The sequence below is a fragment of the Albimonas pacifica genome (assembly GCF_900113695.1).
Taxonomy (GTDB): domain Bacteria; phylum Pseudomonadota; class Alphaproteobacteria; order Rhodobacterales; family Rhodobacteraceae; genus Albimonas; species Albimonas pacifica.
In genome coordinates, this window is the sequence record NZ_FOQH01000007.1 from 258881 (window position 1) to 275367 (window position 16487).

The window sequence follows — 16487 nt, forward strand, 5'->3', positions numbered from 1 at the left end:
CCGTCGCCTCTGCCGACCTGCCGGCAGGCGGGGTTCGCCCTTGCCTACAAGGAACCGGCGCGCAGCGACAGTCCCGCCGCGCGCGTCAGGCCGGCGCCGCCTCGGCCGGCGCGCAGCGGCGGACCTGCGCGGCGATCCGCTCGAGCTGGTCGGCCAGCGGCGAGGAGCGCCGCCAGACCATGCCGATGGTGCGCGTCGGCCGCGGCTCCGACAACCGCGCGACCGAGACGGCGGCCGAGGCGGTCTCGACCGGCGCCGCCATCTCCGGGATCAGGGTCACGCCGATCCCCACGGCCACCATCTGCACCAGGGTGGCCAGCGTGCTGCCCTCCATCAGGTCGCGGGGCGGACCGGAGCTCATGCCGCAGAAGCTCAGCGCCTGGTCGCGGAAGCAGTGCCCCTCCTCCAGCAGCAGCAGGCGCATCTCGCGCAGGGAGTCCGCGCTGGGGACCGGGCGGCCGGCGTCGGCCTGCGGGCGGACCAGCAGGAACTCCTCGCGCAGCAGCGGCGTCTCGACCAGCGCGGGCTCGGAGATCGGCAGGGCCACGATGGCCGCATCCAGCCGCCCGTCGAGCAGGTCGCGCACCAGCGCGCCGGTCACCGTCTCGCGCGGGCGGACCTCGAGCTCGGGCCAGGTCCGGGCGAGCTCGGTCATCAGCGCGGGCAGCAGGTAGGGGGCGACGGTGGGGATCACGCCCAGCGCCAGGCGGCCGGCGAAGGGGCGCTGCGAGGCGCGGGCCAGGTCCTCGATCTCGTCCACCGCGCGCAGCACGTCGCGGGCGCGGGGCGCCAGCGCCTCGCCCAGGCGGGTCAGGCGGATCTCGCGCGCGCCGCGCTCGACCAGGGGGGCGCCCAGCAGCGCCTCCAGCTCCTTCATCTGCACCGAAAGCGCGGGCTGCGAGATCGCGCAGGCCTCCGCCGCCCGGCCGAAATGGCGCAGGCGGGCCAGGGCCTCGAAATACCGCAACTGCCGAAGGGTGACGCTTGCCATAACCGGAACCTATCACGGCGATTGAAAAATCGCAATTTTACTAATTCTAAAAAGTGCTAGAACGGGCCCCGCAGATCGCCCGCGGATTCGCGTCGGCCGGCCGGGCGGCCCTTCGTTCGCGAAGGCGACGCCGGCTCTCCGCGCGAAGCCCGGCCCAGGGACGCCGCGCCGCTCTCCCCCCGGCGCGAGAACTTAGGAGAAAGCCCATGGACGGCAACGACATCGACCCGAAAGCCGGCAAGTGCCCGGTGATGCATGGCGGCATGACCGTCATGGGCAAGACCGTCACCGACTGGTGGCCCAATTCGCTGAACCTCGACATCCTGCACCAGCATGACGCGAAGTCGAACCCGATGGGCCCCGACTTCGACTACCGCGAGGAGCTGAAAAAGCTCGACGTCGAGGCGCTGAAGGCCGACCTGCGCGCCCTGATGACCGAGAGCCAGGACTGGTGGCCGGCGGACTGGGGCTCCTACGTCGGCATGTTCGCGCGCGTGGCGTGGCACGCGGCCGGCTCCTACCGCCTGGCCGACGGCCGCGGCGGCGGCGGCACGGGCAACCAGCGCTTCGCGCCCCTGAACTCCTGGCCCGACAACGTCAACACCGACAAGGGCCGCCGCCTGCTGTGGCCGATCAAGAAGAAGTACGGCAACAAGATCTCCTGGGCCGACCTGATGATCCTGTCGGGCACCATCGCCTACGAGGTCGCCGGCCTGAAGACCTTCGGCTTCGCCTTCGGGCGCGAGGACATCTGGCACCCCGAGAAGGACACCTACTGGGGCGCCGAGAAGGAGTGGCTGGCCCCCTCCGACAGCCGCTACGACGACGTCTCCAAGCCCGAGACGATGGAGAACCCGCTCGCCGCCGTGCAGATGGGCCTGATCTACGTGAACCCCGAGGGGGTTAACGGCGTCTCCAACCCGATGGCCACCGCCGCCCAGATCCGCGAGACCTTCAAGCGGATGGCGATGAACGACGAGGAGACCGCGGCGCTGACCGCCGGCGGCCACACCATCGGCAAGTCCCACGGCAACGGCGACGCCGCCGCCCTCAGCCCCGAGCCCGAGGCCGCCGGGCCCGAGTACCAGGGCATCGGCTGGTTCAACACCAAGGGCCGCTCGGTCGGCCGCGACCAGGTCGTCTCGGGCATCGAGGGCGCCTGGACCACCCACCCCACCCAGTGGGACATGGGCTGGTTCGACATGCTCTTCGACCACGAGTGGGAGCTGACCAAGTCCCCCGCCGGCGCCAGCCAGTGGAAGCCGGTCTCGATCGCCGAGGAGGACATGCCGGTCGACGTCGAGGATCCCTCGATCCGCTGCATGCCGATGATGACCGACGCCGACATGGCGATGAAGGTGGACCCGGTCTACAACGCCATCTGCCAGAAGTTCCGCGCCGATCCGGAGTACTTCTCCGAGACCTTCGCCCGCGCCTGGTTCAAGCTGACCCACCGCGACATGGGCCCCAAGGTCCGCTACTTCGGCCCCGACGTGCCGGCCGAGGACCTGATCTGGCAGGATCCGATCCCCGCCGGGACCACCGGCTGGGACGTGGCCGCGGCCAAGGCCAAGATCGCGGCCTCCGGCCTGAGCGTGGCCGAGCTGGTCTCCACCGCCTGGGACAGCGCGCGCACCTACCGCGGCTCGGACATGCGCGGCGGCGCCAACGGCGCGCGCATCCGCCTGGCCCCGCAGAAGGACTGGGCCGGCAACGAGCCCGAGCGTCTCGCGAAGGTGCTGGCCGTGCTCGAGCCCATCGCGGCCGAGGTCGGCGCGTCGATCGCCGACATCATCGTGCTGGCCGGAAACGTGGGCGTCGAGCAGGCGGCGAAGGCCGCGGGCGTCGAGGTCTCGGTTCCCTTCTCTCCGGGCCGCGGCGACGCCACCGACGAGATGACCGACGCCGAGTCCTTCGAGCCGCTGGAGCCGCTCGCCGACGGCTTCCGCAACTGGCAGAAGCAGGACTACGTCGTCTCCCCCGAGGAGATGATGCTCGACCGCGCCCAGCTCCTGGGCCTGACGGCGCCGGAGATGGTGGTGCTGGTCGGCGGCATGCGGGCGATGGGCACGAACCACGGCGGGACCTCGCACGGGGTGTTCACCCAGCGTCCCGGCGCGCTGACCACGGACTTCTTCGTGACCCTCACGGACATGGCCTACAGCTGGAAGCCGACGGGCGACGGGCTCTACGCCATCGTCGACCGGCGGACGGGCGAGACGAAGTTCACGGCCACCCGCGCCGACCTGGTGTTCGGCTCGAACTCGATCCTGCGCGCCTATGCCGAGGTCTACGCCCAGGACGACGCCGGTCCGAAGTTCCTCAAGGACTTCGTGGCCGCCTGGACCAAGGTCATGAACGCCGACCGCTTCGACCTGGCCTGATCGCTCGATCCTTCCGGCCCGCCGTCCCGGCGGGCCGCCCCCGACCGCGCCCCCGGGCGCGGTCGGTTTCGTTTCAGCCCGCCAGCGCCGCCACGGCGTCGGCCAACAGCTGCGCCCCGCGGGCGATATCCTCCCACTCGGTCCACTCCTCCGGCGCATGGCTGATCCCCCGCACCGAGGGCACGAAGATCAGCCCCGCCGGCACGTGCCGCGCGAAGGTCTGCGCATCGTGGCCGGCGCCCGAGGGCATCCGCCGCGTCGCGAACCCCGCCGCCCTCGACAGCGCCTCCAGCCGGTCCGCGAGCCCCGCGTCCAGCCGGGTGGGCGGCAGCCAGCTCTGCCGGTCGATCTCGAAGTCGAGGCCGTGGGCGCCAGCGGCCTTCGCGATCTCCGCCTCGCAGGCCGCCGCCATCGCCTGCATCCCCTCGTCCCGCGCATCCCGCCCGATGATCGAGAACCGCGCCTCGCCGGCCACGGAATGGGGAAAATTCGGCGCCAGCGCCGCCTGCCCGACGGTGATCCGCGCGTCCGGCCCGCCCGCGCGGGCCAGGATCGCCGGGATCGACGCGCCGAACTCCGCCATCCCCCGGAACGCGTCCCGGCGCAGGTCCATCGGCGTGGTCCCGGAGTGGTTGGCCTCGCCCCGCAGGGTCACGGTCCAGTTGAAGACGCCGGTCACCGCCTCGGCGATGCCGATGTGCTCGGCCGCGCGCTCCAGCACCGGGCCCTGCTCCACGTGCAGCTCCAGGAAGCAGGCGATGTCGGAGAGGTCCCGCGCCGCCCCCGCCGTCGCCTCCGGCGAGGGGTCCAGCCCGGCCTCGGCCAGCGCCTGCACCAGCGGCTTGCCGGCCTCGTCGCGGGCGCGGGCGATCCACTCCGCCCCCGCCTCGCCGCAGATCGCCTGGCTGCCGAGCATGCCCCCGAAGCGCCCCTCCTCGTCGGCGGTGCAGACCACCTCGACGGGGCGCGCAGGCGCGATCCCGGCGTCTTTCATCGCCCGCACCGCCTCCAGCGCCGCCAGAACCCCCAGCGTGCCGTCGAAGGGCCCCCCGTCCGGCACCGTGTCGAGATGCGAGCCCGCCAGCACCGCCGGCCCCCGCCCCGCCTCCCACCGCCCGAAGACGTTGCCGACCGGGTCCATGCGGGCCGCGAGCCCCGCCTCCTGCATCCGCCCGATCAGCCAGCGCCGCCCGGCCATGTCCTGCGGCGAGAACGAGACCCGGTTGATCCCCGGCCGCCCGGGGATCCGGCCGAGCTCGTTGACCGCCTCGACGTCGGCGCGCAGGCGGGCGAGGTCGATCCGGGGCCTCACGCCGCCAGCACCGCGCCGGAGCGCGGCGCCCCCGTCGGCCGCCCCTCCGCCCAGGCGAGCGCGCCGTTGACCCAGACCCCGGCGATGCCCTCGGCCGGGCGGACCGGGTCGTCGTAGGTGGCCGCGTCGCGGATGGCGGCCGGATCGAACAGCACCAGGTCCGCCTTGCAGCCCGGCGCGATCCGGCCGCGGTCCGCGAGATGCAGCGTGCGCGCCGTCTGCCCGGTCATCTTGGCGATCGCCGTCTCCAGCGGAACCACGCCCTTGTCGCGCGCGTAATGTCCCAGGACCCGCGGGAAGGCGCCCCACAGCCGGGGGTGGGGCCGCTTGTCCCGCGGCAGCCCGTCCGAGCCGACCAGCGTGGGCGGATAGGCCAGGATCCGCTCCAGGTCGCCGTCGTCCATCTGGTGATAGATCGCCCCGCCCGGCCGCAGGCGGGCGATGGCCGTGGCCTGGTCCACGCCCCACTCGGCGCAGATCTCCGCCAGGTCCCGCCCCTCCATCTCCGGATGCGGCTCCGACCAGGAGATCGCGACCTTGCGGCTGTCCCTGGCGAAGGTCTCGATCAGCACGGTCGAGGAGGCGGTGTAGGGATAGAGGTCGAGGTCGATCTGCATCGTCTCGCGCGCCTTGTCGATCATCGCCAGCGTGGTGGTCGAGAGGCCGAAGGCCGCCTCCCCGCAGCACTTGTGGTGCGAGATCAGCGTGCGCACGCCCGAGCGCCGCGCCACGTCCAGCGTCTCGGCGACCGAGGAGACGACTCCTAATCGCTCGTCGCGCATATGCGTGGTCCACAACCGCCCCGCGGCGGCGACGTCGGCGGCGAGCGCCGCCACCTCGTCGGTGGTCGCATGTTTCGCCGGCGGATAGGCGAGCCCGGTGGACATCCCCGCCGCTCCCGCCGCCAGCGCCTCGGCGAGATCCGCGCGCATCGCCGCCACCTCGGCCTCGGTCGCAGGCCGCGCGAGGTCGGCCATGGCGCGGGCCCGCAGCACATGGTGGCCGACCAGCGGGACCACGTTGCAGCCCGGCGTGAAGGCGCGCAGCGCGTCGAGGAAGTCCCCGAACCGCGCGAACCGGTAGGCCGAAGCCTCGCCGATCAGGTCGAGCGGCGGGGGCGGCGCCTCGCGGCCCTGCATGGGAGAGGGCGCGAGGCTGATCCCGCAGTTGCCGGTCACCACGGTCGTGACGCCTTGGCTCAGCTTGGGATGCAGGCCCTCCGCCTCCAGCGCCACGGCGTCGTCGTGGGTGTGCACGTCGATGAAGCCTGGGGCGAGGGCGAGGCCGCCCGCGTCGCGCACCTCGGCGGCGTGCAGCGGCAGGTCCGGCCCCACGGCGACGATGCCGTCGCCCTCCACCGCCACGTCGGCGCGCATCGGGGGCGCGCCAGTTCCGTCGTAGACCAGCGCGTCGCGGATCAGCAGGGTCATGCGGGGTCTCCGGTCCGGCGCCATCCCACGGTCTCGCCGCCGCGCCCGCCGGCGACGCGGCCGTGGCGCAGGATGGCATAGACCTCGCGGGTCACGCGACCCGCGAGGCGGCCGTTTTCGTAGACCGGATCGTTGCGGCGCAGGACCGAGCCCTCCCATGCCTCCGCCCGCCACTCCGCCCCCGGCGCGGTCACGGCGACCGCCCCGCCGGGGGCGATGTGGGCGGCGTGCTCGGGGCCGGGCCGGACGGTCAGGCCGACCAGGCGGAAGGACTCGGGCGCCGCGTCGCCCGGCAGGACGGCGTCGACCGCGGCCCCGGCGGCGAGCGCCGCGAGCCCGCCGATGGGGAAGATGGTGTTGTGCAGCACGCCCACGCGCAGGCCGGATTCCGGGTCCTCGACCAGCGCCCGGCCGCGGTCGTCGCGGGCGAGCACCGGCGGCGCGTCGCCCAGCGCGATGCGCCCGGCAAGGTCCATGGCGATCAGGCCGGCGTCGGCCTCGGGCGCGGCCTCCAGCGCGCGCAGGACGGCCTCCTCGGGCGAGGCGCCTTCAGCCAGCAGGCGCAGGGCGTGCACGTTGGGGGCCTCGCCCGAGGGGCCGGGCATGTTGGGCAGGCGGTGGCCGGCGACGATCCCCACCGCCGGGTCGGCGGGGGTGAACTGGATCAGCGGCTCCGGCCGGTCGGGGCCGGACGACATCAGCCCCGCGAGCCGCGCCTGCGCGATATGCGGCGGCGGGTCCCCGCCCCCGAACAGCGCCAGCGCCCCGCCGCGCTGGGTGCAGGCCTCGGCGAGGGTCCCGTCCTGCGCGATGGCGACCAGGCTGACGAAGCCGCCGATGGCGCCGCGGCCCACCGTCTCGACCGCCCGCAGCGCGCGATAGACCGCCAGCCCCGCCTGCGGCCCCGAGGCCGCGATGCCGATGGTCATGCGCCCCTCCCCGCAGGCGCGGACCTGCGCCGTCCGGGCGCGGGGTCCGCCCCAGGGGCGCCCCGCGCCCGACCCGGGGCCTCCTGCCCCCGGTCTGCGCCCGGCGAGGCGTGGATCGGCAGGCGCAGCGGACCGCCCCCGGCGTGAGCGTTTGCGGCGGGCCGCGAGAGGCCCCGGGTCGAGCCCGGGGCGCCTGTGGCGGGCGCCGCGCTCATTGCGCCGCCATGTGGCCGGGGGCGACCTCGGCCAGCGCCCCCATGGGCAGGGTCCCGACGTCGAGCTCGGGCAGAACCTGCCGCTCGCGGGCCGGATCGGGGACCGGCACGGCGGCCAGAAGGGCGCGGGTGTAGGCGTGGGCGGGGGCGTTGAGGACCGCCTGCCGGGTCCCGATCTCGACGATGCGTCCCTGCCGCATGACGGCGACGCGGTGCGAGACCTCCTCGACCACCGCCATGTCGTGGGAGATGAACAGATAGGCGAGCCCGAGGCTCTGCTGCAGCTCCAGCATCAGCTCCAGCACCTGCGCCTGCACCGAGACGTCCAGCGCCGAGGTCGGCTCGTCCGCCACGATCAGCTTCGGCCCCACGCCGAGCGCCCGCGCGATGGCGATGCGCTGGCGCTGGCCGCCCGAGAACTCGTGCGGGTAACGGCGGATGTGGTCCGCCTCGAGCCCCACCCGGCGGAACAGCTCCTCCACCCTTCCGTCCAGCTCGGACCCGGAGGCGATGCCGTGGATGGTCATCGGCTCGGCCACCAGCTTTCCGACCGACATCCGGGGGTTCAGCGAGGCGAACGGGTCCTGGAAGATCATCTGCATCCGCCGCCGCGCCTTGCGCAGTCCGGAGGAGGAGAGGTTCCGCACATCCACCCCGTCGACCTCCACCTCGCCCGCGTCCAGCTCCATCAGCCGCAGCACCGCGCGGCCGGTGGTGGATTTGCCCGAGCCGCTCTCGCCCACCAGCGCCAGCGTCTCGCCCGCCTTCAGCTCGAAGCCCACGTCCTGCATGGCGCGGGTCGTGGCGCCGCCCCTGCCGAACAGGAACCCGCCCGAGGAGAAGGTCTTGGACATGCCGCGCGCGCGCACCAGCGTGTCGCCGACGGGGGCCGGCGCCTCGACCACCCGGCGGGGCTCGGCGGCGGCGGCGTAGGCGCCCAGCCGCGGGACGGCGTCGAGCAGCCTGCGGGTGTAGGCCTCCTTCGGGGCGGTGAAGAGGGTGGAGACGGGCCCCTCCTCCACCTTCCGCCCGCGGTTCATCACCACCACCCGATCGGCCATCTCGGCCACCACGCCCATGTCGTGGGTGATCAGGATGATCGAGGTCGAGAACTGGTCCTTCAGCCCCCGCATCAGATTCAGGATCTGGGCCTGCACGGTGACGTCCAGGGCGGTGGTCGGCTCGTCCGCGATCAGGATCGCGGGGTCGGCGGCCATGGCCATGGCGATCATCACCCGCTGGCGCATGCCCCCCGAGAGCTCGTGGGGGAACTGGCGCATCCGCCGCTCGGGCTGGTCGAGGCCCACGAGGCGCAGCATCTCGCGCGCCCGGGCCTCGGCCTCGCGCTGGGACATCGCCTTGTGCTCGACCAGCGCCTCGGTCAGCTGCAGCCCGATGCGCAGGACCGGGGTCAGCGAGGTCATCGGCTCCTGGAAGATCATGGTGATCGCGTCGCCGCGGAGGGCGCGCTTGTCGGCCTCGGGCAGGGTCAGCAGGTCGCGGTCGCGGAACATCGCCCGGCCGGACTCGATGCAGGCCGAGCGAGGGGGGAGCAGGCCCAGCAGAGCCATGGAGGAGACGGACTTGCCGGAGCCGGACTCGCCGACGATGGCCAGGGTCTCGCCCTTGCGCAGGTCGTAGGACAGGCCTTTCACCGCGACGTTGCGCTCGGGCCCCCGGCCGAAGGCGACGGTCAGGTCCTGGACGGAGAGAAGGGTCTCGCTCATCAGCGCTGCCTCTGGCGGGGGTCGAGCGCCTCGCGCACGCCGTCGCCCAGCAGGTTGAACCCCAGCACGGTGACGGCGATGGCGAGGCCGGGGAAGATCATCATCCACGGCGCGCGGGAGATCAGGTCGCGCGAGGCCGAGAGCATGAAGCCCCACTCCGGCTCCGGCGGCTGGGCGCCGAGGCCCAGGAACGAGAGCCCCGCCGCCGCCAGAACGGCGGTCGAGACGCCCAGGGTGCCGACCACGATCAGCGTCGGCACCACGTTGGGCAGCAGGTGCACGAAGATCAGCCGCAGATGCCCGGCGCCTGCGGCGGTGGCGGCCTCGAAATAGGGTTTGCCCTTCTCGACCAGCACCACGGAATGGGTGACGCGCGCATAGAAGGGGATCGAGGCGATGCCGATGGCGATCATCGCGTTGGTCAGGCCGACGCCGAAGATGGCGAGGCAGGCGAGCGCGATGACGATCTCGGTGAAGGAGAACAGCACGTCCACCAGGCGCATCAGAACCCGCTCGGTCCAGCCCGAGGAATAGCCCGCCACCAGCCCCAGCAGCAGCCCGCAGGTCAGCGAGATGCCCACCGCGATCACCCCGATCTGCAGGGTCAGCTGGGCGCCGTAGAGGATGCGCGAGAGCACGTCGCGGCCGAAGTCGTCGGTGCCCATCCAGTAGTCCCAGGTCGGCGGCTGCAGCCTCGGCCCGGCGGCCATGCGCAGGGGATCGTGGGGCGCGATGACCGGCGCGGTCAGGGCGCAGACCACCAGCAGGCCCACGATGACGAGGCCGATCAGGCCCGAGGGCGACCGCAGCAGCGCGGCGAGGAAGCTGCGCGGCTTCCGGCGGGCGGAGGCGGCGACGGGAGCGTCGGCGTCTGCGCTGCGGGGGTCGAGGGTCTCGGTCGTCATCACGAATACCGGATCCGGGGGTCGAGGAAGGCGTAGGCGACGTCCACGATCACCGAGGCCAGCGCAACGACGGTCGCGAAGAACAGGATGAAGCCCTGGATCAGGGGGTAGTCGCGGGCGAAGACGGCCTCGATGGCGAAGCGGCCGACCCCGTTCCAGGCGAAGACGTTCTCGACCACGATCGCGCCGCCCATCAGGTAGGCGAACTGCAGGCCGAGCATCGCCACGATCGGCACCAGCCCCGAGCGCAGCGCATGGCGATACAGCACCAGCGTCTGCGACAGGCCCTTGGCGCGGGCGGTGCGGACGAAATCCTGGTCGAAGATGTCGATCATCGCCGAGCGGGTCATGCGCGCCAGCACCGCGGCGTTGGCGAGGCCGAGCGTCAGGGCCGGCAGGATCAGGCTCATCCAGTCGCCCCCCGCCACCGGCAGCCATTGCAGGGTCAGCGCGAACAGGAACAGCAGCAGCAGCCCCAGCCAGAAATGGGGCATCGAGACCCCGACGATGGCGAGGATCATCGCCCCCGCATCCACCCAGGTCCCCCGCTTGTAGGCCGCGAGGAACCCCAGGCTCATCCCCACCGCGACGGCGATAACGAGGCTCGCCATGGCCAGCGCCAGCGTCATCGGGAACCGCACCAGCAGGATGTCGAGCACCGGCTGGTCGCCGACGATGGAGCGCCCCAGGTCCCCCTGCAGCAGCCGGCCCAGGTACTTCGCGTACTGGATCCAGATCGGCTGATCGAGGCCGAGGCGCACGCGGATCGCCTCCAGCTCCTCGGGCGTGGTCTGGAAGCTGCCGTACATGATCCGGACCGGATCGCCGGGCACCACGTGCACCAGCAGCGTCACCGCGATGGTGGCGATCCAGACCGTGACCAGGGCGGCCAGCAGGCGCTGGGCGATGAAGCGGGTCATCGGGGCGAGGCCTCCGGGGTTCGGGCGGACGTAGGGCGCATTTCAATGCGCCTTGGGCAGGACGTCCGCGGACCGCGGCGTCGGATGGCGGCGTCGGATGGCGGCGTCGGATGGCGCATTGAAATGCGCCCTGCGAAGACGGGGGGCGGCCGCGCCGCCCCCGCCGGATCGCCTCAGCCCTCGATCTTCACGTCGGTGAAGATCGGATGCAGGAACGGGCCGACCTTGAAGCCCGAGACCTCGGGGCGCACGGCGAACACCCACTCCCAACCGGGGGAGTAGAGGCCGATGTGGACCGCGTTCTCCATCAGGTACCTGATGACCGCCTGCACCTTCTCCAGCCGCGCCTCGGGCTCGATGGTGGTGCGGGTCTCCTCCAGCATCGCGTCCAGCTCGGCGTTCTGGAAGCCCGAGTAGGCGCCGGGCGAGTGCCACAGCTGGTAGAGGATGTCCGGGTCGTACCAGGACCAGGTCATCATGTCGAAGGTGCCCGGCTCCTCGGAAGTGGAGTCCTCGTTCTGCGCCTTCACCCGGGCGTTCATGGTGCCGATGTCCATGATCTCGATCCCGGCCTGGATGCCGACCTGGGCGAGCTGGGCCTGGAAGATCTCGGCCAGCTTGTGGCGGTTGCCGCCCGTCCACACGAACATCGTGGTCTCCAGCGGCTTGTCGGGGCCGTAGCCCATCTCCGCCAGCAGCGCCTGCGCCTTCTCGGGGTCGTAGGGGTAGCCGTACCGCTTGCAGAACGCCTGGTCGTTGCCGAAGACGCCGCGGGCCACGGGGCACCATTCGCGGTTGGTCAGCCCGCCGTAGATGATGTCGATCGCCATCTGCGGATCGGTCGCGTAGGCCACCGCCTGGCGCGCGCGGATGTCGTCGAAGGGCGGGCGGGAGGTGGTGAACTCCCAGAACACGTCCTGGCCGGTGTTCTCGGCCACCATGATCTCGAGCTCGCCTTCCTCCTGGATGGCGGCGACGTCGTCGAAGGGCGGCTCGGCGATATGCACCTCGCCGGTGGTGAGCGCCGCGAGCCGGGTCTGCGCCTCGGGGACCGTGCGGATGATCAGCCGGTCGATGTAGGGGGCGCCGGGGTTCTCGACCGGGTCGCCACGGTTCACGAAGTCGGCGTTCGCCTCCAGCGTGACCTGGTCGCCCTTCACCCACTCCACCAGCTTGAACGGGCCGGTGCCGATGGCGGTCGAGGAGCCGAAGGTCCCGGCCGTGTTGGTGTCGCAGATCATCGAGGAGAAGCTGTCGGCCAGGAACGGGATGAAGGCCCCGAACTTCGACGACATCGCCACCGTGAAGGTCAGCGGATCCTCGACCGTCACCTCGGTGATCGGCCCCCAGGAGGTCTTGGTCAGCGAGGGCGCGTCGCCGAAGGCCCGGTCGATCGTGAACTTCACGTCCTGCGCGGTGAAATCGCTGCCGTCATGGCACTTGATCCCCTCGGCCAGCTTGAACGTGTAGGTCAGCCCGTCGTCCGAGACCTCCCAGCTCTCGGCCATGTTCGGCCCCGGGGTCCCCTCCATGTCGAAGGCGAGCAGCGTGTCGTAGATCTGGTCCCAGACCTGCATCGACAGGGTCGAGGTCGCGCGGTGCGGATCGAGCGAATCCGCGTCCCCGTAGCGCGCCCAGACCAGATCCGCGGCCTGCGCCGCGCCCCCTGCGGCGAGGGCTGCGGCCAGCGCTCCGCCCCTCAAACCGGCCTTGATCGAAACCATCGTCTCCCTCCGTCTCGCCCCCGCGCCGGCTGCGGCGCTCGCGTGATGGCGAAAGCCTGCGGGAGTTTTCCGCGACGGCAAGATATTTTTCTTTTCTGGATATTTCTTTTCCAGAAATGAATCTTTTCGCCATGCTGCACGCGCGAAACGAGTCGCTCGTGAAACGGGGAGGGGCTAGTCCAGCGCCTCCGATGAACCGCCCCACTCGGCATGGATCTCCTCGATGGCGCGCAGGCGGTCGGCGGCCTGGTCGCCGATTCGGCCCGCCAGCGAGGCGCAGAGGTAGTTCAGCAGGCTGACGGTCGCGGTCATCGAGTCGAAGATCGTGGGCCCGTGCGCCCGGCTGCGCAGCACCACCGCGGCATGGGTCAGGTCGCCGGCGGCGGGCGCGTCCACGACGAGAATGACCTTCGCCCCCGCCCGCCCGGCGGAGCCCACCACGTTGCGCAGCGCCTGCGTGCGCCGCCCCACCCCCAGCGCCAGCACCGTGTCGGCGGCGGAGATCGAGGCCAGCTCCTCGGGCACCGGGAAGCCGCCGATGGGGATCATGCGGATGTCGGGGCGCAGCTTGATCAGCAGCGCGCGGGCGAAATGGGCGAGCGGATAGTCGTCCCCGAAGCCCACCACCCACAGCTTCTCGCCTTCCCTCAGCAGGCGCACGGCATGGGCGATGTCGTCGGCGCGCAAGAGCTCGAAGGTGCGCACCAGGTGCTTCACCTCCGCCTCGAGATAGGCCGAGGGGCTGGGGGCGGCGGCGCCTTCGACCGGGGCCGCGACGGCGGGGGCCGAGCCCTCGCGCGCCGCGCGCTGGGCGGCCTTGTAGCCGACGTAGCCCAGCCGGCGGAACAGCCGCGCGGCGGTGGCCTTGGAGACGCCCGCGCGCTCGGCCAGCGAGCCCGCGTTCTCGTGGCGCAGGGCGCCGAGATCCTCGAGCAGCAGGTCCGCCAGCCGCCGCTCGCCGCGGGGCATGTCGTCGTAGGCGGCCAGGATGCGCTGGCCGATGGGCTCCGCGGTCATCTCGTTCCCTCCGCTCCCGGCGGGGCGATGATAGGCCGAGGCCGGGGGGTGGAGGAAAGCCGGAACCGACGGCTCCCGGGCGCCCGCAACCGAGAGTTGACAGCTGTCAACTCGGAGGCGCGGCTCAGGCGGGGATCGGCAGGCCCTCGGGCGCGGACTGCTGGAGGCGGCCGCCGATGCGGATCGGCTGGACCAGTCTGGCGAGGCCGGTCTTGTCCTCGGTCTCGACGTAGACGCCGCAGATCGTCGCCTCGCCCAGCGCCGGCTGGAAGCGGCCCTTGGCCATGCCGGTGACGAAGCGGCGGATCGGCTCGTCGGCCTGCATGCCGATCACCGAGTCGTAGTCCCCGCACATCCCCGCATCCGACAGATAGGCGGTGCCCCGGTTGAGGATCATCGCGTCCGAGGTCGGGACATGGGTGTGCGTGCCCACCACCAGGCTGACGCGGCCGTCCACGATCCGGCCCATGGCCATCTTCTCGGAGGTCGCCTCGGCGTGGAAGTCGAGGATCGTGGCCTGCACGGCGCCGCCCAGCGGCGCGGTCTTCAGCGCCGCGTCGACCATCGGCACGGGGTCGTCGTAGGGGCGCGACATGAACACCCGTCCCAGCGCCTGCACCACCTGCACGCGCCGGCCGCGGGTCGCCTCGAACACCTTGGCGCCCTGCCCCGGCGCGGCCTTGGAGAAGTTCAGCGGCCGCAGGATCCGCGCGTCCGATCCGATGTAGGAGATCATGTCCTTCTGGTCGAAGGCATGGTCGCCCAGCGTGATGCAGTCGGCGCCCGCGGCGAAGATCTCGGCGGCGATGGCGCCGGTGAGGCCCATGCCGGAGGCCGAGTTCTCGGCGTTGACCACCACGAAGTCGAGCTTCCAGGCCTCGCGCAGCTTCGGCAGCCGCTCGATGACCGCGGTGCGGCCGGCCCGTCCCATCACGTCGCCGAGGAAAAGCAGTTTCATGCGCTCCCTCTAGCCCGTTCCGCGCAGCGGCGCCAGTCGGGCGCGACGCTGCACGGAGCGCCGGGGCGGCGGGCCGCGCGAGGCCGCGGGTCGAGCCCGGGGCACGCCCTGCGGCGGGCGCCGCGCCGGGGGACGGCGCGAGGGCCCGGGACGCCGGAGGGCGCCCCGGGACGGGGGGCGTCAGGCGCGCTCGGGGTCCAGCGTGGTCGACCACAGCTCGACGTCGGCGGCGTCCATCAGGCGCACGGTCATGCGGCCCGTGGCGCCCTCGATCTCCACCTTTCCGAAGAACTGCAGGCCTTCGGAGGGGGGCAGGTTCTGGCCCTGCTCCGCCGTGGGGGCCTTGGCGAACGCGACCTTCGGGCCGAAGGTGTCGTCGTAGTCGGCGGGGCCGAAGGTCCCGGCGTGCAGCGGGCCCGAGACGAACTCCCAGAACGGGTCGAAATCCTGGAAGGACGCCCGGTCGGGGCTGTAGTGATGGGCGGCGGTGTAGTGGACGTCCGCGGTCAGCCAGACGGTGTTCCTGACCCTGGCGTGCCTGATGAAGCTCAGCACCTCGGCGATGTCGAACTCGCGCCCCTTCACCGGGCCGTTCCCGTTCGACGAGTTCTCGAAGGCCGATTTGCCGTCGCGCACGATCATGCCGATCGGCATGTCGGCGGCGATCACCTTCCAGGTCGCGGTCGAGGCCGCCAGCTCCGCCTTCAGCCAGCGCATCTGCGCGGCGCCCAGGAAGTCGGTCTGCGGCCCCGGCTCCATCTGGTCGTTGGAGGTGTTGTCCCCGCGGTAGCTGCGCATGTCGAGGAAGAACACGTCCAGCAGCGGGCCGTAGGCGACCTTGCGGTAGATGCGCCCGGGCTCGACCGAGCTCTCGCGCAGGGGCATCGCCTCGCGGAAGGCACGGTTGGCGCGGGCCGACAGCAGGGCGACGGATTTCTCGGTGTAGCGGTCGTCCTCCAGCCGCTCGGACGGATACCAGTTGTTGGTCGTCTCGTGGTCGTCCCACTGCGCCAGCATCGGGACCCGGGCCGCCATCTCCCGCACATTGGCGTCGAGGAGGTTGTAGAGGAAGTTCCCCCGGAACTCCTGCAGGGTCTCGGCGACCTTGGATTTCTCCTCCGTCACCAGGTTCTTCCAGATCGTGCCGTCCTTCAGCTCCACCTCCGTCTTCAGCGGCCCGTCGGCGTAGATCGTGTCGCCGGAGTGGATGAAGAAATCCGGCTCGTGGCGGAGCATGGTGGAGTAGATCGTCATGCCCCCCCGGCTCTCGTCGATCCCCCAGCCCTGGCCGGCGGTGTCGCCCGACCAGGTGAAGACGATGTCGCGCAGGGCGGTCGGCGCGGTGCGGAAGCGGCCGACCACGGGCTCCGAGCCCAGGTTCACGTCCGCGAGATCCAGCATCGTCACCCGGTAGAAGACCTCCTGGTCCGAGGGCAGGCCCGTCAGCTCCATCTTGCCCATCAGGTCGGTGGCCGAGGTCAGCCCCAGCCCCGGCAGGCGGCGGGCGTCCCGGAAGGACTCGGTCGTCGAGACCTCGACCATCATGCGCGAGGGCCGGTCCGCCCGCGCCCAGACCACCGCCCCGTCGGCCGAGACGTCGCCCGACTGGACCCCGTGGGTCAGCGCCGGGCGCTGGTTGGCGCGGGAGTAGGCGGGCAGGAACAGGCCGGACGCGGCGGCGGTTCCGGCGGCGAGGACCTGGCGCCGGGAGAGGCGAAGCTGGGGCATGGGAAGCTCCGGAGAAGCGGGAACGCGGGATGCGGCGCGAAGCTCGCCGCGCTCGGTGACGGGCGCATCGCGGGGGCGCGAAGATTGGGTGTCGGAACGGTGACGACGCTCGACCATGGCTCCCCCTCCCGGCGGCCCCGTCCCCGGACCGCTTCGGGACCGGAGGGCGCAAGCGCGGCGCCGGGACGGCCCCCGGGACAGGCTCCGGCCAACGGCCCGGCGACGCAAGCCCGATGACGCGCGCGCC

At 72.2% G+C, this 16487-nt stretch carries 12 protein-coding genes; 1 reads left to right on the plus strand and 11 read right to left on the minus strand.

The window, feature by feature from the left end; translation table 11 throughout:
* Window positions 1-85 precede the first annotated feature (85 nt).
* Complete coding sequence (locus BM064_RS16550) at window positions 86-991, minus strand: LysR substrate-binding domain-containing protein (RefSeq protein ID WP_092861292.1); 906 nt, start codon at window positions 989-991, stop codon at window positions 86-88.
* A gap of 206 nt (window positions 992-1197) precedes the next feature.
* Between BM064_RS16550 and katG the strand changes: the two genes are divergently transcribed.
* On the plus strand, window positions 1198-3375 hold the full coding sequence (katG, locus tag BM064_RS16555; RefSeq protein WP_092861294.1) for a catalase/peroxidase HPI: 2178 nt from the start codon (window positions 1198-1200) through the stop codon (window positions 3373-3375).
* A gap of 73 nt (window positions 3376-3448) precedes the next feature.
* On the opposite strand, the gene BM064_RS27800 is transcribed toward katG, so the two are convergent.
* The 10 genes from BM064_RS27800 to BM064_RS16600 form a co-directional block, all read right to left on the minus strand.
* Window positions 3449-4687 carry a Zn-dependent hydrolase gene (locus tag BM064_RS27800; protein ID WP_218161058.1) on the minus strand — a complete coding sequence of 413 codons (1239 nt, stop codon included), beginning with the start codon at window positions 4685-4687 and terminating at the stop codon, window positions 3449-3451.
* A complete protein-coding gene (locus tag BM064_RS27805) occupies window positions 4684-6117 on the minus strand; it encodes an N-acyl-D-amino-acid deacylase family protein (protein WP_218161059.1) in 1434 nt (477 codons plus the stop codon). The genes BM064_RS27800 and BM064_RS27805 overlap by 4 nt, the downstream gene beginning before the upstream one ends.
* Window positions 6114-7046 carry a DUF6963 family protein gene (locus BM064_RS16565; RefSeq protein WP_092861296.1) on the minus strand — a complete coding sequence of 311 codons (933 nt, stop codon included), beginning with the start codon at window positions 7044-7046 and terminating at the stop codon, window positions 6114-6116. Before BM064_RS16565 ends, BM064_RS27805 begins: the two co-directional genes overlap by 4 nt.
* A gap of 211 nt (window positions 7047-7257) precedes the next feature.
* Entirely contained in the window at window positions 7258-8988 is a 1731-nt protein-coding gene (locus tag BM064_RS16570; RefSeq protein WP_092861298.1) for an ABC transporter ATP-binding protein, read from the minus strand.
* Window positions 8988-9893: a nickel transporter permease gene (nikC, locus tag BM064_RS16575; RefSeq protein ID WP_092861300.1), complete on the minus strand. Its 906-nt coding sequence runs from the start codon at window positions 9891-9893 to the stop codon at window positions 8988-8990. The genes BM064_RS16570 and nikC overlap by 1 nt, the downstream gene beginning before the upstream one ends.
* On the minus strand, window positions 9893-10813 hold the full coding sequence (locus BM064_RS16580; protein WP_092861302.1) for an ABC transporter permease: 921 nt from the start codon (window positions 10811-10813) through the stop codon (window positions 9893-9895). The genes nikC and BM064_RS16580 overlap by 1 nt, the downstream gene beginning before the upstream one ends.
* Before the next feature lie 173 nt (window positions 10814-10986).
* Window positions 10987-12537, minus strand: coding sequence for an ABC transporter substrate-binding protein (locus tag BM064_RS16585; protein WP_092861305.1), 1551 nt, complete (start codon window positions 12535-12537; stop codon window positions 10987-10989).
* A gap of 174 nt (window positions 12538-12711) precedes the next feature.
* On the minus strand, window positions 12712-13554 hold the full coding sequence (locus BM064_RS16590; protein WP_092861307.1) for a MurR/RpiR family transcriptional regulator: 843 nt from the start codon (window positions 13552-13554) through the stop codon (window positions 12712-12714).
* A gap of 124 nt (window positions 13555-13678) precedes the next feature.
* A complete protein-coding gene (locus BM064_RS16595; RefSeq protein WP_092861309.1) occupies window positions 13679-14512 on the minus strand; it encodes a TIGR00282 family metallophosphoesterase in 834 nt (277 codons plus the stop codon).
* Window positions 14513-14692: 180 nt separating this feature from the next.
* A complete protein-coding gene (locus tag BM064_RS16600) occupies window positions 14693-16240 on the minus strand; it encodes an alkaline phosphatase D family protein (RefSeq protein ID WP_092861311.1) in 1548 nt (515 codons plus the stop codon).
* Between the last annotated feature and the right edge of the window lie 247 nt (window positions 16241-16487).